Source organism: Rickettsiales bacterium (genome assembly GCA_029252805.1).
In the GTDB taxonomy this organism is placed as follows: Bacteria; Pseudomonadota; Alphaproteobacteria; order Rickettsiales; family JALZUV01; genus JALZUV01.
Genome location: JAQXAR010000046.1, coordinates 14,169 through 36,673, shown reverse-complemented (window position 1 = coordinate 36,673; position 22,505 = coordinate 14,169). Strand labels below are relative to the sequence as shown.

The 22,505-nt window shown below is 48.6% G+C and carries 27 protein-coding genes; 12 read left to right on the top strand and 15 right to left on the bottom strand.

What is annotated here, in order from left to right; genetic code table 11:
* The first annotated feature begins 112 nt into the window (after nucleotides 1–112).
* The 10 genes from P8P30_09200 to P8P30_09155 all read left to right on the top strand — a co-directional run bounded on the left by P8P30_09200 (nucleotide 113) and on the right by P8P30_09155 (nucleotide 8,675).
* Nucleotides 113–1,099: a fatty acid desaturase gene (locus P8P30_09200; protein ID MDG1287721.1), complete on the top strand. Its 987-nt coding sequence runs from the start codon at nucleotides 113–115 to the stop codon at nucleotides 1,097–1,099.
* Between the two features lie 254 nt (nucleotides 1,100–1,353).
* Nucleotides 1,354–1,818 (top strand): Na+/H+ antiporter subunit E, encoded by a 465-nt coding sequence (locus tag P8P30_09195; protein MDG1287720.1) that lies wholly within the window; start codon nucleotides 1,354–1,356, stop codon nucleotides 1,816–1,818.
* Between the two features lie 4 nt (nucleotides 1,819–1,822).
* Nucleotides 1,823–2,113 (top strand): monovalent cation/H+ antiporter complex subunit F, encoded by a 291-nt coding sequence (locus P8P30_09190; GenBank protein MDG1287719.1) that lies wholly within the window; start codon nucleotides 1,823–1,825, stop codon nucleotides 2,111–2,113.
* Nucleotides 2,110–2,439, top strand: a complete 330-nt coding sequence (mnhG, locus tag P8P30_09185) for a monovalent cation/H(+) antiporter subunit G (GenBank protein MDG1287718.1) — start codon at nucleotides 2,110–2,112, stop codon at nucleotides 2,437–2,439. The genes P8P30_09190 and mnhG overlap by 4 nt, the downstream gene beginning before the upstream one ends.
* A complete protein-coding gene (locus tag P8P30_09180; protein MDG1287717.1) occupies nucleotides 2,439–3,413 on the top strand; it encodes a DUF4040 domain-containing protein in 975 nt (324 codons plus the stop codon). Before mnhG ends, P8P30_09180 begins: the two co-directional genes overlap by 1 nt.
* A complete protein-coding gene (locus P8P30_09175) occupies nucleotides 3,413–3,772 on the top strand; it encodes a cation:proton antiporter subunit C (GenBank protein ID MDG1287716.1) in 360 nt (119 codons plus the stop codon). The genes P8P30_09180 and P8P30_09175 overlap by 1 nt, the downstream gene beginning before the upstream one ends.
* The gene (locus tag P8P30_09170) at nucleotides 3,769–5,283 is read left to right on the top strand and encodes a monovalent cation/H+ antiporter subunit D family protein (protein MDG1287715.1); all 1,515 of its coding nucleotides are present in this window, start codon (nucleotides 3,769–3,771) and stop codon (nucleotides 5,281–5,283) included. The genes P8P30_09175 and P8P30_09170 overlap by 4 nt, the downstream gene beginning before the upstream one ends.
* A complete protein-coding gene (locus P8P30_09165; GenBank protein MDG1287714.1) occupies nucleotides 5,280–6,749 on the top strand; it encodes a monovalent cation/H+ antiporter subunit D family protein in 1,470 nt (489 codons plus the stop codon). Before P8P30_09170 ends, P8P30_09165 begins: the two co-directional genes overlap by 4 nt.
* A complete protein-coding gene (locus P8P30_09160; protein MDG1287713.1) occupies nucleotides 6,746–7,000 on the top strand; it encodes a hypothetical protein in 255 nt (84 codons plus the stop codon). The genes P8P30_09165 and P8P30_09160 overlap by 4 nt, the downstream gene beginning before the upstream one ends.
* Nucleotides 6,990–8,675 carry a Na(+)/H(+) antiporter subunit D gene (locus P8P30_09155; GenBank protein ID MDG1287712.1) on the top strand — a complete coding sequence of 562 codons (1,686 nt, stop codon included), beginning with the start codon at nucleotides 6,990–6,992 and terminating at the stop codon, nucleotides 8,673–8,675. Before P8P30_09160 ends, P8P30_09155 begins: the two co-directional genes overlap by 11 nt.
* A gap of 216 nt (nucleotides 8,676–8,891) precedes the next feature.
* On the opposite strand, the gene P8P30_09150 is transcribed toward P8P30_09155, so the two are convergent.
* The 12 genes from P8P30_09150 to P8P30_09095 form a co-directional block, all read right to left on the bottom strand.
* Complete coding sequence (locus tag P8P30_09150) at nucleotides 8,892–9,119, bottom strand: DUF465 domain-containing protein (protein ID MDG1287711.1); 228 nt, start codon at nucleotides 9,117–9,119, stop codon at nucleotides 8,892–8,894.
* Nucleotides 9,120–9,165: 46 nt separating this feature from the next.
* Nucleotides 9,166–9,294 carry a hypothetical protein gene (locus P8P30_09145; GenBank protein MDG1287710.1) on the bottom strand — a complete coding sequence of 43 codons (129 nt, stop codon included), beginning with the start codon at nucleotides 9,292–9,294 and terminating at the stop codon, nucleotides 9,166–9,168.
* A complete protein-coding gene (locus P8P30_09140; GenBank protein ID MDG1287709.1) occupies nucleotides 9,294–9,938 on the bottom strand; it encodes an OmpW family outer membrane protein in 645 nt (214 codons plus the stop codon). The genes P8P30_09145 and P8P30_09140 overlap by 1 nt, the downstream gene beginning before the upstream one ends.
* Before the next feature lie 69 nt (nucleotides 9,939–10,007).
* On the bottom strand, nucleotides 10,008–10,166 hold the full coding sequence (gene ccoS / locus P8P30_09135; protein ID MDG1287708.1) for a cbb3-type cytochrome oxidase assembly protein CcoS: 159 nt from the start codon (nucleotides 10,164–10,166) through the stop codon (nucleotides 10,008–10,010).
* Nucleotides 10,166–12,478, bottom strand: coding sequence for a heavy metal translocating P-type ATPase (locus tag P8P30_09130; protein ID MDG1287707.1), 2,313 nt, complete (start codon nucleotides 12,476–12,478; stop codon nucleotides 10,166–10,168). Before P8P30_09130 ends, ccoS begins: the two co-directional genes overlap by 1 nt.
* On the bottom strand, nucleotides 12,406–12,879 hold the full coding sequence (locus tag P8P30_09125; GenBank protein ID MDG1287706.1) for a FixH family protein: 474 nt from the start codon (nucleotides 12,877–12,879) through the stop codon (nucleotides 12,406–12,408). The genes P8P30_09130 and P8P30_09125 overlap by 73 nt, the downstream gene beginning before the upstream one ends.
* Complete coding sequence (gene ccoG, locus P8P30_09120) at nucleotides 12,879–14,285, bottom strand: cytochrome c oxidase accessory protein CcoG (GenBank protein ID MDG1287705.1); 1,407 nt, start codon at nucleotides 14,283–14,285, stop codon at nucleotides 12,879–12,881. Before ccoG ends, P8P30_09125 begins: the two co-directional genes overlap by 1 nt.
* Before the next feature lie 9 nt (nucleotides 14,286–14,294).
* Entirely contained in the window at nucleotides 14,295–15,173 is an 879-nt protein-coding gene (gene ccoP / locus P8P30_09115; protein ID MDG1287704.1) for a cytochrome-c oxidase, cbb3-type subunit III, read from the bottom strand.
* The gene (locus tag P8P30_09110; GenBank protein MDG1287703.1) at nucleotides 15,163–15,324 is read right to left on the bottom strand and encodes a cbb3-type cytochrome c oxidase subunit 3; all 162 of its coding nucleotides are present in this window, start codon (nucleotides 15,322–15,324) and stop codon (nucleotides 15,163–15,165) included. Before P8P30_09110 ends, ccoP begins: the two co-directional genes overlap by 11 nt.
* On the bottom strand, nucleotides 15,321–16,106 hold the full coding sequence (gene ccoO / locus P8P30_09105; GenBank protein ID MDG1287702.1) for a cytochrome-c oxidase, cbb3-type subunit II: 786 nt from the start codon (nucleotides 16,104–16,106) through the stop codon (nucleotides 15,321–15,323). Before ccoO ends, P8P30_09110 begins: the two co-directional genes overlap by 4 nt.
* The gene (gene ccoN / locus P8P30_09100; protein ID MDG1287701.1) at nucleotides 16,099–17,568 is read right to left on the bottom strand and encodes a cytochrome-c oxidase, cbb3-type subunit I; all 1,470 of its coding nucleotides are present in this window, start codon (nucleotides 17,566–17,568) and stop codon (nucleotides 16,099–16,101) included. Before ccoN ends, ccoO begins: the two co-directional genes overlap by 8 nt.
* 11 nt (nucleotides 17,569–17,579) lie before the next feature.
* On the bottom strand, nucleotides 17,580–18,287 hold the full coding sequence (locus tag P8P30_09095) for a sulfite exporter TauE/SafE family protein (GenBank protein MDG1287700.1): 708 nt from the start codon (nucleotides 18,285–18,287) through the stop codon (nucleotides 17,580–17,582).
* 99 nt (nucleotides 18,288–18,386) lie between these two features.
* Between P8P30_09095 and P8P30_09090 the strand changes: the two genes are divergently transcribed.
* Nucleotides 18,387–19,136 carry a Crp/Fnr family transcriptional regulator gene (locus tag P8P30_09090; protein MDG1287699.1) on the top strand — a complete coding sequence of 250 codons (750 nt, stop codon included), beginning with the start codon at nucleotides 18,387–18,389 and terminating at the stop codon, nucleotides 19,134–19,136.
* On the opposite strand, the gene P8P30_09085 is transcribed toward P8P30_09090, so the two are convergent.
* From P8P30_09085 to P8P30_09075, 3 genes are all read right to left on the bottom strand, one after another.
* Nucleotides 19,133–19,489, bottom strand: coding sequence for a hypothetical protein (locus tag P8P30_09085; protein MDG1287698.1), 357 nt, complete (start codon nucleotides 19,487–19,489; stop codon nucleotides 19,133–19,135). The two genes, P8P30_09090 and P8P30_09085, sit on opposite strands and share 4 nt — an antisense overlap.
* A gap of 78 nt (nucleotides 19,490–19,567) precedes the next feature.
* On the bottom strand, nucleotides 19,568–21,622 hold the full coding sequence (locus P8P30_09080) for a DEAD/DEAH box helicase (protein ID MDG1287697.1): 2,055 nt from the start codon (nucleotides 21,620–21,622) through the stop codon (nucleotides 19,568–19,570).
* A gap of 170 nt (nucleotides 21,623–21,792) precedes the next feature.
* Nucleotides 21,793–22,095: a hypothetical protein gene (locus P8P30_09075; protein MDG1287696.1), complete on the bottom strand. Its 303-nt coding sequence runs from the start codon at nucleotides 22,093–22,095 to the stop codon at nucleotides 21,793–21,795.
* A 198-nt stretch (nucleotides 22,096–22,293) separates the two neighbouring features.
* Here P8P30_09075 and P8P30_09070 point away from each other — a divergent pair, with 198 nt between their 5' ends.
* On the top strand, nucleotides 22,294–22,485 hold the full coding sequence (locus P8P30_09070; GenBank protein ID MDG1287695.1) for a DUF5679 domain-containing protein: 192 nt from the start codon (nucleotides 22,294–22,296) through the stop codon (nucleotides 22,483–22,485).
* Nucleotides 22,486–22,505 lie beyond the last annotated feature (20 nt).

Sequence of the window (22,505 nt, the reverse complement as noted above, 5' to 3'; positions counted from 1 at the left end):
CATTTTTTGTTATTAAAGAGCGTTTTGAGCTCGCATTATCGAATTCTAATGTTTCAAAAAGTGTTTTTATTAGGGTATAAGCATTCCTGGAAAATAATTCTTAGGGGAACGAATGGAAGACGCACTATCACCTCAAGCTTATTGGGAAAAAATAGTTGATCCTTATAAGCAATCGAGCACCCAAAAAGGCCTTTTGCAGCTGTTTTATACATTGGTTGTATTCTCTGCCATATGCTATGCCATGCATCTGACGGCAGAAAACTACTATATCGTAACCCTCGGTTTATCCGTTATTGCTGGAACACTACTGGTGAAGATATTTGTCCTGCAGCATGATTGCGGGCATGGCTCATTCTTTAAAAATCAGAAAGCCAATAATATCTTGGGTAGAATGCTGTCTGTGCTGACGATCACTCCCTACGCGCAATGGGCAAAAGAGCATAAAAGGCATCACGCGACTTGCGGCAATTTAGATAATAGAGGGGTCGGGGATGTCACCACTTGGACCGTTGCTGAATATGAGAGTCAGAGCGAGGTGAATAAGTTCTTTTATAGGATTTACCGCAATCCTTTCTTCCTATTTACGTTAGGTGCATTCTATCATTTTACTATAAAGCAGCGGTTTGTATTTTATAGATCCAAGCGCCTTAGCTCATGGATCAGTGTTATGTCGACTAACCTATTCATCGTTTTGTTTATTGTGTCTTTCGTCGCATTGATGGGGGCAGCGCCTTTCTTTAAGCTCTATTTGCCAATCATTTTCGTGGCTTCCTCGCTTGGGACGTGGATGTTTTATGTGCAGCATCAGTTTGAAGATGTCTATTGGGAGCGCAATGATGGTGAGTGGGACTATTATGATGCTGCTATCAAGGGCTCTTTATTTTATGACTTGCCCAAAATTCTACATTGGTTGACGGGGAATATTGGCTACCACCACATCCATCATCTCTCTGCAAAAGTGCCTAATTATAACCTTGTTAAATGTTATAATGAAACGCCGGCATTGCAGGATGCTAATAGTCTGACTTTGTGGGAAAGCAGGAAATGTTTTTCTCTGGCTCTGTGGGATGAGACTCGTAAAAAGATGGTGACGTTTTAGGCCACTAAGTGTGGGCTGATTTACATGAACTCGTGCGGCGACCTTACGGAAAATGAACTCCTCCTAAGGTATGAGAAGATATTCTAATTGACGTAATGAAGGGGTGCCCATAATGATGTTCGTAATAGATTTGAGCGATCACAAGCTACAATCATAAATGATTGGCACGATATATCTGCACTCTCTATTTTATGTGATGAGGTGATACTGGATGTCAAAAACTTGAGGGATACGTGAAGAGTAATTTACCAAAAATGTTAGGCCTGCTAATATTGTTAGCTGTCTCATGGCTTTTATGGTCTGGCATTTACAAGCCATTATTGCTTGGGCTAGGGGCTTTCTCTTGCGTATTGGTGCTTATTGTGGCCAGCCGGATCGGCTTTTTTGATAAAGGGGTGTTTTCCTTGCATTTAGGGCCGCGACTCCCACGCTACTGGATATGGTTGCTCAAGGAAATTGTCATTTCGAGTCTAGATGTATCACGCATTGTGTTGAGCCCGAGTTTGCCTATCAGCCCGACTGTTGTGAAACTTAAGGATACTCCGGATGATCCGGTGGGGCAGGCTATTTTGGGCAATGCCATCACGTTGACGCCCGGCACTGTAACGATGGATATTGTGGAAGGGCAGATGAAGGTTCACTGCCTGACGAAAGACGCCGCCGCCGCGATTCTGGCGGGCGAAATGAGCCGCCGGGCACACACTCTGGTGGGAAGGTGACGCTATGTATATTGTTGTTTCTATTGCAATTTTTATCACAATGGCTTTAGCGCTTGTCCGTGGCATTGCTGGACCAAGTATGTATGATCGGGTGCTTGCCGTTAACATGTTCGGGACTAAAACCGTGCTGTTTTTATCTGTTCTAGCCTTCTTATATGGTCGTCCGGACTTTCTGGATTTAGCGCTGGCCTACGCGTTGATCAATTTTATCGGCGTGCTTGCGGTGTTGGAGTTCTTTCAGAATGCCCAAATCCGCCGAGAAGAAAATGGACCGACGGAAGAGGTGGAAACATGATCCACGCCATTGATATTCTAAGCTGGATTTTGCTCTCTGCAGGCGGAATCTTTATTTTAATCGGTGGTATTGGCGTACTGCGCTTGCCAGACCTTTACACACGTATGCATGCGGCCAGCCTGACAGATGCCATGGGCACCATTCTCATTTTGACAGGAGTCATGCTGCAGGCAGGTTTGACGCTTGCGACCATCAAGCTAGTAGCGATTTTGGTGTTCTTGCTTCTGACGGGGCCTACTTCCTCTTATGCATTGGCGAATACGGCTCTGTTATCGGGCCTTAAGCCTTTTTCAGCACTCGCTGCTGAAGGTGAGTCGGAGGATTGATGATGATGCTATTGCTCTTTAGTATATTTTTGCTGACCTTATTGGTGATTACCGCCATCGCAATTGTGCGGACACCGAATTTGTTTGTGGCGGTGATGTTGATGGGAATTTTTAGCCTGCTCATGTCCGTGAACTTCTTTATTCTCGATGCCGCAGATGTTGCTTTGACTGAAGCAGCGGTTGGCGCGGGTATTTCTACGGTGCTATTTCTCAGCGCACTGGCGCTGACGTCCCATAATGAGCATCCGATCAAACGAAACCGTTGGTTTCCTTTGATCGTGGTGACCGCGGTAACGCTCACGCTTACCTACGCGACGCTTGATCAGCCACAACTTGGCGACCCTGAAGCGCCTGTGCATCAGCATGTGGCGCCTTGGTATCTGGAAAACACTCAAGCTCTCATGGATATTCCCAACGTGGTAACGGCGGTGCTTGGCAGTTTCCGTGGCTATGATACATTGGGTGAGGTCATGGTCGTCTTTACGGCGGCTATGGGTGTTATGCTGCTTTTAGGGCCCTTATCGACCGCCCGTTCTATTTCGCCGACCTCGGGGCTGCGGCGTCATTTGATCCCTCGTGTGGTTGGGCGGTTGTTGGTTCCGTTTATTGTGCTTTTTGGCTTATATGTTCAGTTTCATGGCGACTTTGGTCCCGGTGGCGGCTTCCAAGCCGGTGCCCTCATCGCTGCGGCATTTATCCTATATGCGTTATTAGAAGGCGAGGGGCAGGCGTTGAAAGTGCTACCTGCAGGAGTCATCACAGGCATGCTGGCTGGCGGCCTTTTTCTATATGGCACGGTAGGCTTGTTCGGGATTCTCTTGGGTGGGAACTTCCTTGATTACTCTGTCCTTGCGGTAGACCCCGTTGCGGGGCAACATTTGGGGATTTTACTGATTGAAGCGGGTGTGGGGATTACGGTGTGTGGCGCGCTGTTGTTCATTTTCCATGCCTTTGCTGCGCGTGAGGTGCAATAATGGAATTTCTGGGACTTTATAATTATTGGGTGTTCGCGATACTGCTGATGATCGGCTTTTATGCCGTTATTGTGAAAAGCAATTTGATTAAAAAATTGATTGGCTTGTCTATTTTTCAATCCGCCGTGTTCTTGCTGTATATTACGATGAACAAGGTGGAAGGCGGAACGGCCCCTATCATCGAGGCCGGTGCCACCGATCAAATTTTCTCGAACCCCTTACCCCAAGTGCTTATTCTGACGGCCATTGTGGTGGGTATATCGACCACGGCGATGGGCCTTGCGATTGTTGTTCGCATTAAGGAATCCTACGGGACGATTGAAGAACATGAAATTATCGAGATTGGTGAGCGCTCATGATCTTAGAAGCCCATCTTATCGCCTTACAGGTGGTTCTGCCTATGCTTGCTGCTCCGATTGTGGCGCTCGTTCGCGTTCCGGGGATGCCTTGGGCTGCGGCCACCGTGACCAGCCTTATGGCATTTGCGATTGCAGTTTCGCTTGCAGGTTCCATCCTGCAGGGTGAAGAGGTCGTTTATGCAATGGGTTCATGGCTGGCGCCTTACGGGATTGAACTGAATCTTGGTGCTTTTGGTGCCTTGTTGTTGTTGATCACGACGGGGGGCTCAAGCTTCGCGCTGCTTGCCGGGAAACGCAGTATTGAAGCCACGGTTGATAAGGGCCGTCAACCCGCTTTCTATGCGGTCTGGTTGGTTGCATTAACCGGTATGTCGGGTATTTTGGTCGCGGGTGATGTTTTCAATATTTTTGTATTTATGGAAATTACGTCACTGGCGACTTATGCATTGCTTGCTGCTGGTTCGGATCGCAGAGCCCTGACTTCCGCCTTCAAATACCTGATCATTGGAACGATAGGCGCGACCTTTTATCTGATTGGTGTCGGGCTTATTTATATGATGACGGGCACGCTCAATTTGGCGGATATGGCGGTACGAATTCAGGATGTGGCCGAAGTTAGACCGGTGTTGGCGGCGGCTGGTTTCATTACCGTGGGCCTTGCTATCAAGGCGGCTTTATTCCCCTTACATGCTTGGCTCCCCAATAGCTATACCTACGCTCCGCATATGGTGACTGCGTTTTTGGCTACATGCTCTACCAAAGTCGCGATGTTTGTCCTTTTGCAATTTGACTTTCTTGTGTTCCAGCCGAATCTTATAGGTCACGAAATTCAGTTCACAGGGTTCCTGATGCCGCTGGCTGTGCTTGCTATTTTGGTGGCTTCAAGTATCGCCATTTATGAGCGTAATTTGAAACGGCTGCTGGCCTATTCATCAATCGCGCAGATCGGGTATATCATGCTAGGCGCGAGTTTTGTGACCTATGCCGGGTTGAATGCCGGAATCTTACATATCTTTAATCACGCGCTAGCGAAGGGCGCGTTGTTCCTTGCGGTCGCTTGTCTTGCCACTCGCTTTGCCGAACTAAGGTTAGAAAATATTCGTGGTGCGGCGCGTTCGATGCCCTGGACCATGGCGGCCTTCGCTTGTGCAGGGCTTAGTTTAATCGGCATTCCCGGGACGGCTGGTTTTATCAGTAAGTGGTATTTGATTTCTGCGGCTTTGGATGAAGGCGCTTTGGGCAAAGGATTAATTGTTGTTATTCTCGTCAGCTCTCTGATGGCGGTCATTTATATCTGGCGAGTGATTGAAGCTACCTATTTTGGCAATCAAGAAGCCTCGGAAGCGGGCGCGAGTGCCACCACGGTTGTGAAGATGGGAGAAGCTCCGTTTTGGATGCTCGTGATCACTTGGGCTGCGGTGCTGCTGAACTTCTATTTCGGCCTTGATCCTTCCTTACCGCTCTCACTCTCAGGGGACGCCGCAAAAACATTATTGGAGCCACTGCAATGAGTTCTGATCTCTCTATTATATTTGCGCTAGCGCTGCCGCTGCTTGGAGCATTGGGTATCGCCTTTGCCGGACAAGCGCGCCCTAATTTACGTGAATCGATAACGCTGGCCACTGCAGTGGGCTTGATGCTCATCGTATGGAACCTGTTACCTGTAGTTCTTGGAGGAGGGCGTCCTTCTTTTGAGTTAACGGAGTTACTACCCGGTCTTTCGATTGCCTTCCATATCGAACCGTTGGGGATGATATTTGCCCTATTAGCATCGTTATTGTGGGTGGTGAATTCGGTCTATTCGATCGGATATATGCGCGGCAATAAGGAGCGCCACCAGACTCGGTTTTATGTGTGTTTTGCCATTGCGCTTTCAGCGGTGATGGGGATTGCTTTTTCGAGTAACCTGCTCACCTTACTGCTATTTTATGAGATATTGACCTTCTCCACCTATCCGTTAGTGGCGCATAAAGGCGATCCGGCGACGGTGAAGTCTGCGCGCGTTTATTTCGGTATCCTCGTTGGCACGTCGATCGGGCTGTTGCTGCCAGCCATCCTATGGACCTATCATTTGACAGGCACGCTTGAGTTTACCCCAGGTGGTATCATGGAAGGGCATATCACAGGGCCTGTTGTGGGCGTGTTGTTAGCGCTCTATGTTTTCGGTGTGGGTAAAGCGGCGGTGATGCCTGTTCATCGCTGGTTGCCAGCCGCGATGGTGGCACCGACGCCGGTCAGTGCCTTGCTCCATGCTGTTGCTGTTGTTAAGGCGGGCGTGTTTACGATTAGTAAAGTTATCATTTATATTTTTGGCACTGAATTTTTAGCATCCCAACCGAGTGCAGATTGGTTGCTTTATATCGCGGCCTTTACCATTATCGCGGCGAGTGTGGTCGCGATGAAGCAGACGAATCTCAAGCGTATGCTTGCTTATTCGACTATTGCCCAACTTTCCTATGTGGTGCTAGCGATCGCTATTTTTCAACCCCTGTCTGAAATGGCAGCTGCGCTGCATATTGTTGCGCATGGGTTCGGTAAAATTACTCTCTTTTTTGCTGCGGGCAGTATCTATATTGCATGCCGAAAAACCGAACTTGGCCAGCTTCGAGGGATTGGAAGGCGTATGCCTTGGACGATGACGGCCTTTACCATTGGTGCGCTCAGCATGATTGGTATTCCTATGACAGCTGGGTTTGTTTCGAAATGGTATTTGTTATTGGGTGCGCTGCAGGCGGATAGCTATATTGCAATTTTCACGATTATTGTCAGTACGCTATTGAACGCAGTATACTTTCTACCGATCCTGTATATGGCATGGTTCCAGACTGAGAAAACAGCGCCAAGAATTGATCATGGTGAGGCGCCGCTGCCGATAGTGATTGCGCTGATGATCACTGCGACGCTGACGCTGGCATTCTTTTTATATAACCAACCTGTACTCGATTTGGCAGTACAGATTGCTGGGAGCTCACAATGACTGAAATGAAACCCGCTAACCACTGGATGGTGCGCCCCACCACAATTCGCTGGGCGGCCATTATCGGTGTGATTATCCTTGGCTTAACCATTGGAGCTCAACTTTTTATTGATGTGAAAGGGCGGTTTGAAGTTGATAACTTATTCGCCTTTGCTGCTATTTTCGGGTTTTTGTGCTGTGTGGCGATGGTGCTAGTGGCAAAATTTCTTGGGCGATTCTTGAAGCGTAAGGAAGATTATTATGATGATTGAGCTTTTCTCACCTGGATTGATCCTTATTCTAGGGGCGCTTTTTGTGGGGCTGACACGAGGGAGCCTGCAGGCGGCTTTTGTATTGCTATTGCCATTGCTGACGCTTTGGGCCATTTGGCAAATTCCCAATGGTGTGGCGGGAACGTTAAGTTTTCTCGATTACACTCTGGAGCCGGTTGAGGGCGGGGAGTTTAGGCGTGTCTTTGCCTCTGCCTTTGCGATTGCCGTTTTTGTGGGTGCACTTTTTGCATTTCGACACGCCCGCACGCAGGAATTGGCTGCCGCGTTCGTTTATGCCGGGGCGGCGATTGGTGCCGCCTTTGCCGGTGATTTGATCACTCTCTTTGTTTTTTGGGAAGTCATGGCCGTGGGATCGACCATCATTGTGTGGTGCGGCGGAACGCCATCCGCTCAAAAGGCAGGGCTGCGCTATGCGGTGATGCATCTGCTGGGAGGGGTGATTCTGATGGTTGGTATTGCGAGCGTTGCTATCCAGACGGGTTCGGTTGATATCCAAGCCATGCGTGCGACCGACTTTGGCACCTGGATGATTCTGATTGGTATCTTAATTAATACGGCGGCGCCGCCCGTCTCGTCATGGCTTGCAGATGCCTATCCTGAATCTAGTCCGACGGGGGCAGTCTTCTTATCTGCATTCACCACCAAAACTGCCGTATTGATGCTTATTCTGTTATTCCCGGGGGAGCCGATTCTGATTGGTATCGGCCTCTACATGGTTTTTTATGGCATTATTTATGCGCTTTTAGAAAATGACGCGCGGCGCATTCTTGCCTATTCTATTATCAATCAGGTAGGCTTTATGGTCTGCGCGGTTGGTATTGGTACCGAGATGGCTCTCAATGGTGCCGCCGCTCATGCCTTTGCGCATATTGTTTATAAAGGACTATTATTCATGAGTGCGGGTGCGGTGTTATATCGTACAGGTATGCGTCGATGTACCGATTTAGGGGGGCTGTTTAGAACCATGCCACTAACCTGTATTTGCGGTATTATTGGTGCCTTGGCGATCTCGAGCTTTCCGCTGACTTCTGGCTTTACGACCAAAACACTTATTTCTGAGGCCGCAGTTTCAGAGGGACTTATTGCAGTGTATTTCTTGCTTGCAGCAGCCTCTGCTGGGGTGTTTCTTCATGCTGGGATTAAGTTTCCTTGGTTTGTGTTCTTTAATCGCGATTCCGGGCTTCGGCCAAAGGAAGCGCCTTGGAATATGTCGGCGGCCATGGTTATTTTTGCCGCTATTTGCATTTTGTTAGGGGGCTTCCCACAGTGGCTCTATGCGATGTTACCTTATCCGGTTGAGTATGAGGCTTATAAGCCGGGCAAGGTGCTTTATTATCTGCAATTGCTGCTATTTTCAGGTTTAGCTTTCTTCTTACTGCTGCCTATGATGCGACGTACCGTAACGATCACACTCGATTTCGACTGGTTCTGGAGAAGGCCATTCTTGGGAAAAATTGTAAAAGTCGCTGAGGGAATGCTGAATGTCGCTTTGGTCATCCCGCGTGGATTGAACTCTCTACTCAGCGCCGCCCTACGTCAGAAAGAAAGCTTTTCAGGCTTTGATAAACAACTTTCTAGATCATGGACCATTGGTGCGACTGCCACTTGGATAGCCGTGTTATTAGCCGGTTATATTGTGGTCTATTATGTGTGATTTGGCATACGGAAAAAATCATTTAGCTATTCGCCTGACTCATTACGCAACATAGTACTGGGGTGATGGGTAGAAACAGGTTCGCGATAAGTGCTGCGCTCGCGGCCCCGGTAGCGCCGCTTAATAGCGGCGCTAGAATGGTAAGGGTTATATACTAAGTTGAAATCACCTGTCGGCATGTGTCGCCGAGTGTTTTAGATATCTGGGGCTATGAGTTTAAAAACTCGTGACTTCATCTAAAATAGCCAATCGTTTTTTCTTGAGATTCTCAAGCACTTCATCGCTTGCAGGTTCAATGTTAGTCTCGATACGGTGAATTTCACGATTTAAGGTATGGTGATCATCGGCTAATTTGGAGAAATGTGTGTTATTGCTTTTTAGTTCATGAATTTTATCGGCCTGTTTTGGAAACTCATCGGCTAATTCGTGGGGTGTATGACTCATGGTACTCTCTTTTTAAGTTTGGGTTAGACTAAGGGCATGTTGTTTTTTATCCGCTGAAATAATAGTAAAGCGCTGGTGCCCAGATGAAGGTGGTGGTCAGCGTTCCTTTGATCGTCTGGTAAATAACCCAGGCCGCAAAGGAATGCTTCCCCATTTTCTTTGCAAAACTACTCACTAGAAGCGATATCCTACACCCGCACCAATAATCCAAGGGTCAAGGTCGACATCTGCGGTAACCGCACCGCCATTAATGGTGACATCTACATTGTGGAAAAGTTTTTTCACGTCTAGGTTCACGGCCCAATGTTCATCGACGGGGATATCGACTCCTGCTTGCAGCACATAAGCAATGCCGTCATCATACTTGATGTTAGTCACTGCGCCAGGGGTCTCATCAAAATACATAATATAACCCAAGCCAGCACCGGCATAAGGGCGTATCTCGCCATGTGGGTTAAAGTGGTATTGTGCGGTTAGTGTCGGAGGCAATAACCATACGTCACCCAAACTTAGATTGCCGAGTGAGGTGTTTTTTGCGCCCATATCATGCGGGGTGATGGCAGCAATAAGCTCTGCGGAAATATGATCAGTGAAGAAGTATGTCAGGTCCAGTTCTGGCACTATTGCAGCATCGGCAGTGACATGACCGCCAATATTGGTGGAACTATCCTCTTGTGGAACGACTCCAATCACCCGACCTCGAAGCATAAAGCGCTCTTTCGCCCATCTATCCGCGTTAGCGAGTGAGTCTGCCTGAGCCACGCCAGTAAACAGAGTGGTTGCCATTAAAAGTGATCCAAATAGTGCCGTCTTTTTCATCAATCATTCTCCTTCTTTGGTTGATGAGTGATGAATAGCAAGCGCGTTCGTGCTTGTGATTGACTTAGGTCAATCGGTAGGAGGATTATCATCTTCATCCATTAGAATACGGTGAGCGGCACCTTCCAAATCATCATATTGATTATTTTTGAGCGACCACATAAAGCCTGCTAGCGCGATTAAACCCAGTAATAAAGCCGCAGGGATGAGGATGAGCAGGATATCCATTACTTACCCTCCCAGTTTATCCGGAAGCTATTGCCGATGACGAGGAGCGAGGAAGCAGACATCGCAAGCGCCGCAATTAAGGGAGTGACATGCCCCAATACTGCAAGTGGGATCGCAATGAGATTATACATCACGGCCAGAGCAAAGTTTTGCTTCACGAGTAAGGTTGCGTGTTTGGCAACCTGCCATGCGGTGAGGATCGGCACGAGGCTGTCGCCTTGAAAGATAATATCAGCTGTATTTTGTGTAATATCCATCGCGCTGGAAGGCGACATAGAGACGGTGGCTGATGCTAGTGCTGGCGCATCATTTAACCCATCTCCAACCATCAGCACTTTATGGCCGTCATGTTGATGCTGTTGGATTACTTTTGTTTTATCGATGGGCGAAAGAGTGGCTTGGCATTGCGAGATATTCAGTTCATCGGCTACCTGGTTGACCGTGCTGGCGCGGTCGCCGGAAAGGAGTTGTAAGGATAAGCTTGCATCAGCAAGGCTGCTTGTAACGGCGAGCGCATCGGCGCGTAAGGGGTCGGTAAGATGGAAGCTGGTTGCTTCTGTGCCCTCAATGGCCAGCCATATTTGCGGGCCATCATAGCTGCTGCTTTCTTGCCCGTTACACCAGTCCATTTTGCCCAAGCGGATGTTCTTGCCATCGCGGAATGCTTCGACCCCTTTGCCGGGGATTTCCTCCACGGCTTCCAATGACAGGAGCTTTCCCTCATAAGCCATACTGATTGCTTGCGAATAAGGGTGACGGCTATGTGCGGCGAGTGAGGCAGCGAGAGGGAGCTCGTCGCTGTGATTGTTTAGCTTTGGCTTCTCCATGGTGAGTGTGCCGGTTTTATCGAATATGACATGGGTAATACTGGCTAATCGTTCTAATGCATCGCCGGATTTTAGCAAGATACCCCGCTTCATCAGTTTGCCGCTGGCGAGGAGTTGCACGACAGGAACGGCCAAGCCTAGCGCACAAGGGCAGGTGATAATCAACACCGTCACGGCAATCATCAGTGCCTCTTGCCATGCCATGCCCATGCCTAACCACCAGCCAAGGAAGGTGAGTAGGCCGAGGCTATGCACGACGGGGGTATAGAGTCGTGCGGCCTTGTCAGCCAGTTTTACATAATGCGCTTGTCCTTGTTCGGCTTGCTCCAGCAGTTTGACGATATCGCTTAGTAAACTGTCCTCGCTGGGTTTAGAAATTTCGATCGTCAGCGGGGATGATAGGTTGAGAGTGCCGGCAAAAATGGAATCGCCCGTCTGTACGGATCGCGGCACCGTTTCACCCGTAATAAGGCTGGTATCTAGCTCAGATTCGCCGGAGAGGATGATGCAATCGGCTGGAATTTTCTCGCCAACTGCGATGTGACATTGCATGCCGCTATGCAGTTCCTTGATCGGTGTAATGCGTTGTTTGTTTCCTTCAATGACGGTAGCGGTGCCCCGTAACATAGCCAGTAAATCTTGCGCCGATTCACGCGCTTTTCCACGTGCCCGCGCATCCAAGTAACGACCAATCAGCAGGAAGAATAACAACATTACCGCTGAGTCAAAATAGACATGCTCGCCGTGGCGGAAGGTTTCCCACAGGCTCATACTACTGGCCAGTAAGACGGCAAGCGAGATGGGGACATCCATATTGGTGTGGGCTTGGCGTAACACGCTCCATGCGGAGGAAAAGAACGGTTGACCGGCATAGGCAATGGCGGGTAGGGCGATAAGCGCGGAGATCCAATGCATTAGATCGCGTGTGGCGAGGCCCATCACTTCGATGGATGAACTCCATAAAACCACGGAAAGCAGCATGATATTACCCATGGCAAAGCCGGCTACGGCAATGCAACGCAATAGAGATTTTTGTTCGTCTTGCTCATTGGTTTGGCTTTGGTTGGCATCAAAGGCGGTGAGTTTATAGCCGAGTTTTTCAACTTTCTGGGCTAATTGATCGCCTAATGAAGTTTTGCCCGACCAGCTAAATTGCAGGCGTTTGGTGCTCATATTAACGCGGGCATGGGTAACGAATTTTTCACTTAGTAATGCATTCTCAATCAGCTGAATGCAGGAGGCACAGTGGATTCCTTCTACCGTCAGAACCAGGTGATGTTCGCCGGTTGTATCCTGTTGTGCGAATGCCGAGAATTGACCGGTTTCGTGCAATATTTCTGCCGCCGCATTGCAGCCATTGCAGCAATAATCCTGCCCGCTAGGCGCTATCTTTCCACAGTGAGCACACAGGCTCATTGTACGATCAAGCGGGTGCGTTTTTGGTAAGAGTGCTGATTCCATAATACGATGAGGGTGGCGTCCCATTGTCCTTTTAGTGGGAAATCTATAAGTGCAGTATAGTGCTTATTATCCTGAGGGGTTAGGGTCGCTGAGAAATCATATCCACCCTGAGTGGGGCGGGTTAAATGTGCCGTTACCTTTGCGTCTTTGAGAGGAGTGTTTTCGGCATCGCTCAGCGTGGCAGTGAGTGCCTCTCCTTGGAGCGTTAGGCTGCTTTTCCAATTCAGAGTATCTTGAGCGGCTTTTGCGTCAATGAGGTTGTTGTAATCCAATCCTTTTTCATAAGCTTGTTCTTTCACGACACCGGTATGGGTTGAGGTGGCGAGATAGACAAATACCCCATCTGCCATTGCCAGAAATATAAAGAAGGCAACGAAGTAATAGGGAATATATTTATCCGATTTTTTAGGCTTTACGGCTTCCATTATTGCTTCCCGCTAATAAAAATAGTTTCCATGGTATCTTGCTCAGAGCTGGCGTTATCTTGCAAGGTAAATTGCATTTTTACCCGCGAGGTTGGAGGTTTAGCGGTTGTTACGAAGATGCGGTAATGCGCGACGCTATCGGCATAAACAGAGAGAGCGGATTGCTCTAATTCGCCTGCGCCTTGTACGCGGATTTCGGCATTTTTGGGGCCAACTAATGTCAGGGAGTAGCTTTTATCATCATGCGTTTTGTTGAGAATTTTAATGTCATAACCGTTGCGAATGGAACCATCTGAAAGCGTGACAAAAAGTGGGTTACGATCATGTAAGACGTGCAGTTCCAGCGGTGAATGCGTAAGTAGGCTGAAGAGCATGATCCCGCCGACCGCTGCCAGAATTAGCGTGTAGCCTAAGGTACGCCAGCGCAGGAAGGTAAATTGTTCGAGTTTGCCACTTCGACGAGCTTGCTTGTTATGTTCCGTATCGTAACGAATGAGGCCTTGAGGTAGGTCAATTTTCTCCATCACATCATTACAGGCATCGACGCATAAACCGCAGGCGATGCACTCCATCTGCAAGCCATCGCGAATATCGATACCGACCGGGCAGACCTGCACACATAATGAGCAATCGATGCAGTCGCCTTGGTTCGGGGTGGAGGGCTTCTCTTTTAGTTTGCCACGGGTTTCGCCACGGTCATTGTCATAGGCGATGATGAGCGAATCTTTATCAAACATGGCAGATTGAAACCGTGCATAGGGGCACATATGGGTGCAGACTTGTTCGCGTGCATAACCGGCCATGATATAGGTGGAAAGGGTGAGGGCGGCAATCCAGCCCAGCACGGCAGTGGGGAGCTCGCCATGCAGGATATTTTCCATGAGCGTCGGGGCATCGTTAAAGTAGAACACCCATGCGCCACCCGTAAGCGCCCCAACTACTAGCCAGATGGAATGGGTTGCCGTTTTTTTCCAGATGCGCTCCAGACTAAAACGCGGTTGTTTATCCAGCTTCATCCGTGCATTGCGGTCACCCTGAATGATGCGCTCAACCCAGACGAATAAATCGGTCCATACGGTTTGCGGGCAGGTGTAACCACACCACACGCGGCCAAACAAGCTGGTGACGAAGAATAACCCAATCGCCGCGAGGATAAGAAGGCCGGTGAAGTAATAAACTTCCTGTGGCCAGATTTCGATGAAGAAAAAATAGGCGCGGCTATGTGGGATATCGATGAGGATCGCCTGATCGGGCGCGTTCGGCCCTCTATCCCAGCGCAGCCATGGCGTGAGATAATAAATGCTGAGCGTGGCGATCATGGCCACCCATTTCAGTTTACGGTAACGCCCCCATGTGCGCTTGGGGTAGATGCGTTTTTGTTTCTCAAAGAGCTGAGTATCAGACATGTTCGGGCGCTATTCCCCTCCGCCTAAGCTATGCACATAGACGGTCAGTTGGCGTAACGTATCTTCATCCAAGCGTTCATTCCAATTGGGCATCATGCCATGTTTGGGGTTTTTGATTTGGCTGATGATACTGGCCTTATTGCCGTCGCTCTTTAGCCAGATGGCATCCGCCAGGTTGGGGGTGCCGAGCTCGCGAATGCCTGAGCCATCGGCGCTATGGCAGCTGGCGCAATTGGTTTGGAAAGCCGTATAGCCGGGGTGCTCCATCTTAACGCTGCCGCGTAAAGAGATGATGAAATCGGCAATTGTCTCGATCTGTATATCTGGAATGATTCCCGCAAATGCAGGCATCATTGAGTCACGTGTTTCAGGATGGTTGGCGCGGATACCAAATTTTAGCGTCTGGTAAATATCGGTGTGGGTGCCGCCCCAGATCCAATCATCGTCATTGAGGTTTGGATAGCCTTTTGCGCCCGCGCCGCCGGAGCCATGGCAGGTGGCACAATTATCTTTAAAGGCCGATTTTCCGCCGGCGACGGCAAAAGCATAAAGCTCCGGAGATGCCAAGATTTCTTCAAAGCTTGCTGCATGGAATTTCTTCAGGTACCCGGCCTTGCGTGCGACAATCTCGGCTTGGCCTTCTTTGAGTTCTTTATATTGCGTCCATTCCATACTGCCAACGGTGCCGCCGCGTTCGCCTTCACCCGAGAGGGTCGGCCATGCAGGATAGACCACCCAATAACCGACTGACCAAATGCAGCAAACGAAGAATGTCCATAACCACCAGCGTGGCATGGGGTTGTTTAGCTCTTTTAAGCCATCCCATTCATGCCCAGTGGTTTCAACGCCGGAGAGTTCATCGGGGTCTTTTTTGTTGTTATCTGTCATGCTCATCCTCGTTTAAGGGTATGTTCTTGTAAGATTCGATTTGAGTTTTGCGTTTCGGGTTGAATGCCCAAATGGCGATGCCGACAAACACGCAAAAGAAGAAGAGTAGACCGACAATTCCCGCATCGGCATTGGCAAAGACAGTTTTCATTGCGTCGCTCCTTCCATTTGTCCTTGCTCGGTCTGCTGATCTCTGTGCGGACTCGCTTTAATATTCAAATCAGGGTCGTAATCTTCCAGTTTGGCCATAGTGCCGAGTACTTGTAGGTAGGCGACCAGTGCATCCATTTCCGATACGAAATTTGGTTGGCCATCAAAATCACGCGTGTTGACTTCTCCGTAACGTTCGAGCAATCCATCGCGATTCTCGCTTTCGGGGCGGGCTTGTGCCATGGCATCATTATAGGCTTCGGCGATTTGCTCGTCGCTATAGGGAACGCCGGCCATGCGGAGTGCTTTTAGGTCCATTGCGATCTTCCCAATATCTGCTGCATGATTCATCAAGAGTGAATAATTAGGCATGATGGATTCGGGGACTAAGGAGCGCGGGGCAGCCAGATGTTGCGTCTGCCACTCATCTGAGTATTTGCCGCCAACGCGAGCAAGATCCGGTCCCGTGCGCTTAGAGCCCCATTGGAAAGGATGATCATACATGCTCTCGGCGGCCAGCGAGTAGTGACCGTAACGCTCTACTTCATCACGCAATGGACGAATTTGTTGGCTATGACAGTTATAGCAACCCTCACGGATATAGATATTCTGCCCGGCCAGTTCCAGCGGCGTGTAGGGGCGTATGCCTTGCACGGGTTCGATGGTCGTTTCTTTACGGAAGAGCGGAACGATCTCAATCAAGCCTCCGATGGAGACTACAATGATAATGCCTAGCAGCATGATCATTGAATTACGTTCAATTTTACTGTGATGCTTAAGCATGAGCAGCTCCTTTTTTCAATTCGCGCATTCTTTTGCGGCCCAAATCGGTCACGGGGTAGTCCATTTCGTCATTCGGCAGGGTGATGGTTTTGTAAACATTATAAACCATGATCAATGCGCCGATAACGAAGAGAAGTCCGCCTAACGCGCGGATGACATACATCGGATGCATCGCCATCACGGTTTCGACGAAGGAGTATTCGAGGAAGCCCATCGCATCGTAAGAACGCCACATTAGCCCCTGCATAATGCCTGAGACCCACATAGCGGTGATGTAAAGCACTATGCCTGTCGTCGCGATCCAGAGGTGAGTGTTGACGAGTTTTAGCGAGTACATTTCACGCTTATTCCAAAGCACCGGAATGAGGTAATACATGCAGCCAAAGGTGATGAAAGCCACCCAACCCAGTGCGCCGGAATGTACATGGCCAATGGTCCAATCGGTGTAGTGGCTCAAGCTGTTCACTTCTTTAATCGCCATGAGAGGACCTTCAAACGTGCACATTCCGTAAAAGGCGAGGGAGATGATCATGAATTTCAACACCGGATCTTCGCGCAGTTTGTGCCATGCACCCGATAGGGTCATCATTCCGTTAATCATGCCGCCCCAGCTTGGCATCCATAGCATGATGGAGAAGGTCATGCCGAGTGTTTGCGCCCAATCGGGTAGAGCGGTGTAATGCAGGTGGTGAGGTCCCGCCCAGATGTAAATAAAGATCAGCGACCAAAAGTGGAGAATGGATAGGCGGTACGAATAAACCGGACGCTCCGCACGTTTAGGTACGAAATAATACACCATACCTAAGAAGCCAGCGGTCAGGAAGAAGCCAACGGCATTATGCCCGTACCACCACTGAATCATGGCCGATTTTACTCCCGCCCAGAGTGGGTAACTTTTGGTTTCCGTGATCGATAGCGGGATGGAGATGCCGTTGATTAAATGCAACAGCGCGACGGTGACGATAAAGGCGAGGAAGAACCAGTTGGCCACGTAAATATGCGGCTCCTTACGCTTGACTAACGTCATCAGGAATACCACGAGGTAAGCTACCCATACGACGGTCAACCATAAATCGGCATACCATTCTGGTTCGGCATATTCTTTGCCTTGAGTGACTCCGGCGAGATAGCCAAGACCGGCCATCAAAATGAAAAGCTGATAACCCCAGAAGGTAAAGAGGCTAAGCTTATCATTCCATAACCGGGCGCGGCAGGTACGTTGTACGGAGAAGTAACTCGTCGCAAAGAGGGCATTGCCACCAAAGGCAAAAATGACCGCCGACGTATGCAAGGGGCGTAAGCGACCAAAGGTGAAGTAAGGCTCAAAATTGAGCTCAGGAAAGGCCATTTGCAGGGCGATTAGTAAGCCGACAGAAAAGCCCGCCACTCCCCAGAACATAGTCGCTAGGGTGAAAAGCTTCACCACCTCGTCATTGTAAATCGGTGTTGTTTGTGGGGTCATTAATCTCTCCATTACACAATCATTTTTCCAGCCAGTGCGAACAGGCTAATTCCATTGCCAACCATCACCGCACGGGTGAAGGTTCGTGTTGTTTCCGGCCATTTATGCAGGGCAAATTTCCCGCCCAATCCGACCAATGCCAAAGCAGGGATGGTGGCCAGAGCAAAGAGCATCATGGCAAGTGCGGCGGAGAACGGATTGCCCGTGGTAGAGACTACCATCAGCGCCGCAAAAATTAGCCCGCAAGGTAAGAAGCCAAGCAACACACCTAGGCTGTAGCCGCTTAGTCCATCTGATTTGTGCAAGAAGGGGCGCGCCAGTTTGCCAATCACTTTGCCAAAACCGCCCATAGGGATGCTCAGTAGCTTTATTTTGAGCTGGGGTAAGGCGCTGGCGATAAAAATAACCCCCGCTAATGTAAGGAAGGTAAAGGAGACGGATTGTTGCAGTGGCGTTCCCATAATTTGTTTAGAGAGTAGGGCGGCAATGGCGCCGAGCGTCATATAGGTTGTCATACGGCCCAAATGGTAAGGCAGCAGTAAACCAGAATCACGTTGCAAGGAGGGCTCAGATTTATCGCCGCACTGTGCCAGCACAAATGGCCCGCACATACCGGCACAGTGGGTAAAGCCACCCACCAGACCAGCCAGAAAGACGGTCAGTAAAATACTGCTATGCTGCGCGAATGCCAAGTGGCATTGCCCCATTAGAAATGACACAGAAAATTCCTGAGATTATTAATCTTGAGGTGTCAGTTTAGGGTGTGCGCGGCTGATACGATTTGACTTTGGTCAAGTGCTTGCCTATTTTCGTTTCATATGACAGCTTTAGCTACAGAAATTTCCGTTGAGACTCCGAATAAGCTTCAAGCGTTTTTGGAGCGTAGCGGCTTGTTCAAGAATATTGCCCCAGAAACGGTTGGGCTGTTTGTTCAGCAAGCTTCCATCCGTTCTTTTAGTAAGGGACAAATGATTTTTGCTCAGGGGGGTGAAGCCTCGTCTTTCTATCTTGTGATGCACGGCTGGGTTAAGCTATTTCGTGAAACACTCGATGGTGAAGAAGCGGTGATTGATGTGCTCACCACAAATCACCTTTTTGGTGAGACGGCGCTTTTTGAAGAAGATACTTACAATCTGCATGCAGAGGTGGTCGAAGAGGTGGACGTGATTTGTTTACCACTCTCCTTGTTGAAAAATACGATCACTAAAGATGCTCAGCTCGCGATGAATATGCTGGGCGCTATGTCGCGTTTTCGTAAACAGCAGGACATGGAACTTGAACACCGCACGGTGCAAAATGCACCACAACGCATTGGCTGTTTTTTGCTGCGTTTGTGTAAGCCTGATGCGGTTACACCCATTCGGCTGAATTTGCCTTATGATAAAACCTTGCTTGCCTCGCGGCTCGGTATGAAGCCAGAGACATTCTCGCGCGCGTTGGCGCGGTTACGTGACGAAACAGGGATACGTATTAAAGGGGCGACGGTAGAGATTGATACAATAAAGCAGCTCTCAAGCTATTCGTGCAGTGCTTGTTCTTCTGCTTATCCTTGCACAGATCTACATTAAAGTTTTGCGGCTTTTAGCCAATCCCAATCAATCATAGCAGGGTTATCGATATATTCATCTGGGTGCTCAACAACCCGTCTTAAGTAACTGGTATTTAAATACCAGGGCTCATCTTTTCCTATGTGCGAGCAGGCGGATGCATCGATCTTGTTATTTTGCAAACGAAGGCTGTAATTCATTTTAGGCTCATCATCATAAATGATAATTTTCACGGAACCGTTTTGCAGCTCTGCCTCCGCCGCATTCCAAATATGCTTGAAAGGGAAGATATCCTTATTAACCGTTAGAGCGCGATTACATATTTTGACGTAATCACGAAATAATCGTTCATATTCAGTAAACGGATCTTCCATGCTGCGCAGGATTACACAAAGCGAACAAGTAGAAATTGATTTTAGTCAAATAGGAGAAACTGCCATCACATAGTATAGCTATGCTTTGGGCGCTTTTGTTCTCGTTTTGTTGAAGCCGCCACCTTTAGGTTTGCTTTTAAAGTCGCCCTTAGGCTTGTCTTGGAAGCCGCCTTTAGGTTTGCTCTTAAAGTCACCTTTAGGTTTATCCTTGAATCCGCCTTTAGGCTTGCCTTTGAAATCACCTTTAGGTTTTCCCTTGAAACCACCTTTGGAGCTATTGCCTTCGCCGGGCTTGCCATCGTGTGGGCCACGTTCATCATACTTCTTTTTGAAAGGGCGTTTGCCTTCTGAAGAACCCGCGCGGTCAGATGGCTTTCCATCGTCTCTATACGGCTTTTTCTTGTCACCAAATGAACGTTTTTCTCCGCCGGGACCAGGGCGTGAGTTTGAACGTTCAGATGAACGTCCGCCTTTATCATAAGGCTTCTTTTTGTCGTTAAAGGAACGTTTAGGGCGACCGCCTTCATCTCTGGAAATGGATGGAGTGCCTTTGACACGTTTGACGATAATGTCTTTTTCCATTTTACCCGATGGGCCAACGGCTTCAAAGAAACCGTCTACCGCATCAGCGGTCATCTCAATGAAGGTTTCGTTTTGTTGAATTTTGATCGCGCCAATTTTGCCTTTGGTTAAGTTACCAGCACCACAGAGCATCGGTAAGATCCAGCGTGGCTCCGCATTTACATTGCGGCCAACAGAGATGGAGACCCAAACACTGTTCTTAAAGCCATCACGATTATTGCGTTGGCTTTCTTTGGGAGCGTTTTCGAGCAATTCTTCTGGCGCGGGTTTTTGCGTATTATGCAAACGCATGAGAGCGGCCGCAACTTGTGTCGGCGTAAAGCGCTCTAGCAATTCATCGACTGCCGGCTGCTCATCTGGTTTGATTTCATCATTAAGGGCAGGGTGAGAAAGAAAGCGTTCGTGGTCACGCGTGGTGATGTCTTTGATAGAAGGAGGTTTGTCCCACTTCGCTTCAATTTTCGCGTTATTGAGTAAACGTTCGGCGCGAAAACGTGCGTTATGTGGCACGAGAACGGCGCTGACACCTTTGCTACCCGCACGGCCAGTACGGCCACTACGGTGAAGTAGGATATCTGAGTTTTTCGGAATGTCAGCGTGGATCACGAGTGCGAGTCCCGGTAAGTCAATCCCGCGTGAGGCAACATCGGTGGCGACACACACTTTCGCGCGGCCATCACGTAGGGCTTGTAGTGCATGGGTACGTTCATTTTGGCTTAACTCACCCGAGAGCGCCACGACAGAGAAGCCACGATTGGTTAAACGGCTTGTCAGTAAGTTCACGGCTGCACGCGTCGCGCAGAAGATGATCGCATTTTTCGCTTCATGAAAACGCAGGATGTTGATGATCGCATTTTCGCGGTCACTTGGGGCAATCGTTAAGGCTTGATATTCAATATCGACATGCTGTTTCTTTTCATCTTTAGTCGAGATGCGGCGCGCATCATTTTGATAACGCTTGGCTAAAGAGGCGATCGACTTCGGTACGGTCGCAGAGAATAAGAGCGTACGGCGCTCTTTGGGTGCAGTTTCGAGAATATATTGTAGTTCGTCACGGAAACCCATATCAAGCATTTCATCGGCTTCATCCAAAACGACGGCCTTTAGCTGGCTTGGATCAAGGTAGCCGCGCTCAATATGATCGCGCAAACGACCTGGCGTGCCAACCACAATATGGGGGCCGCGCTTTAAGGCAGTACGTTCAGTACGAATATCCATACCACCAACACAGGTCGAGATGATTCCTTTGCAAGGCTGATAGAGCCATTCAAGTTCGCGTGAGACTTGCATGGCAAGTTCGCGAGTCGGTGCAATGACGAGAGCTAAAGGCTTCTGTACTTTACCAAGTGTTTCGGCACCCTCCAAAAGAGTGGGAGCGAAGGCTAATCCAAAAGCGACCGTTTTACCGGATCCCGTTTGCGCAGAAACCAAAAGATCTTGATCTATCAGCTCCGGTGCGAGGACCGCATTTTGCACTTCAGTAAGGGTGGTGTAACCGCGTTTTGTAAGCGCTTGGTTGAACGCAGGAATAACACCTTGAAATTCTGTCATATTTTTCTCTCTGGATAATGGAAAACGCTTGTATACCCCTAACGTGCTGGGCGCAAGTAAGATTAATAACCTCAATAATGGTATTGATCAGGGCTTTTGCTTCATAAAAAGTAAAGGCCTCACACACTAATGATGTAGAGCCTTTACTATAGATTAAGTTTTTTTTGAGCCTAGTAAGCGTAATAATAAGGAAGGTAGTTATAGCCATAAGTTTGCTGCATCGGAGCTGGAGCCGCTACAACAACATATTGCGCGCCGTATTGTGCGTTATAATTCGCTGCTGGATAGTAATTATTATAATAATTTTGTGCGTAACCGTAGTTAGGGTCCATCGCGTAAGGCATATTATTATAGGCAATATACTGAGGCGCCGTTGGTATAACGTTCTGTACGGTGTTATCCTCTGCTAATACGGGGTGGGCTAGCGCGCTTAGAAGGGTGAGTGTTGCGAGGCCTGTTTTGATATTTCTCATTATTAACTCCAAGTATTTTTTCGCAATTTTATGTGTGTTACAAGTATTAGAATACTGAATAAATATTAAGGAAATGTGACGGTTGTGTAAAAAGTATGTGACAGTCCTCAATGAGGGTAAAAAAATATTATTTTTAGAAAGTATATGTGCTAGGGTGAATTCGGACAGGAAGAATAACAAAAATAACGGAGTTCCAAAATGATTACTGCATATTGCGTAAAATGTAAGAAAAAGGGTGTTGAAATGTCAGACCCTGCGATGCATCAAACTAAAAAAGGTGGCTTTATGGCTAAGGGCTCTTGCCCCACTTGCAGCACAACGATCTGTGCTATGATGTCTAAAGACAATGCTGAAAAAGCAATGGCTGGCGGCGTTACAAAAGCGTACTAGTTTAAAAAGTGAAAAGCGGC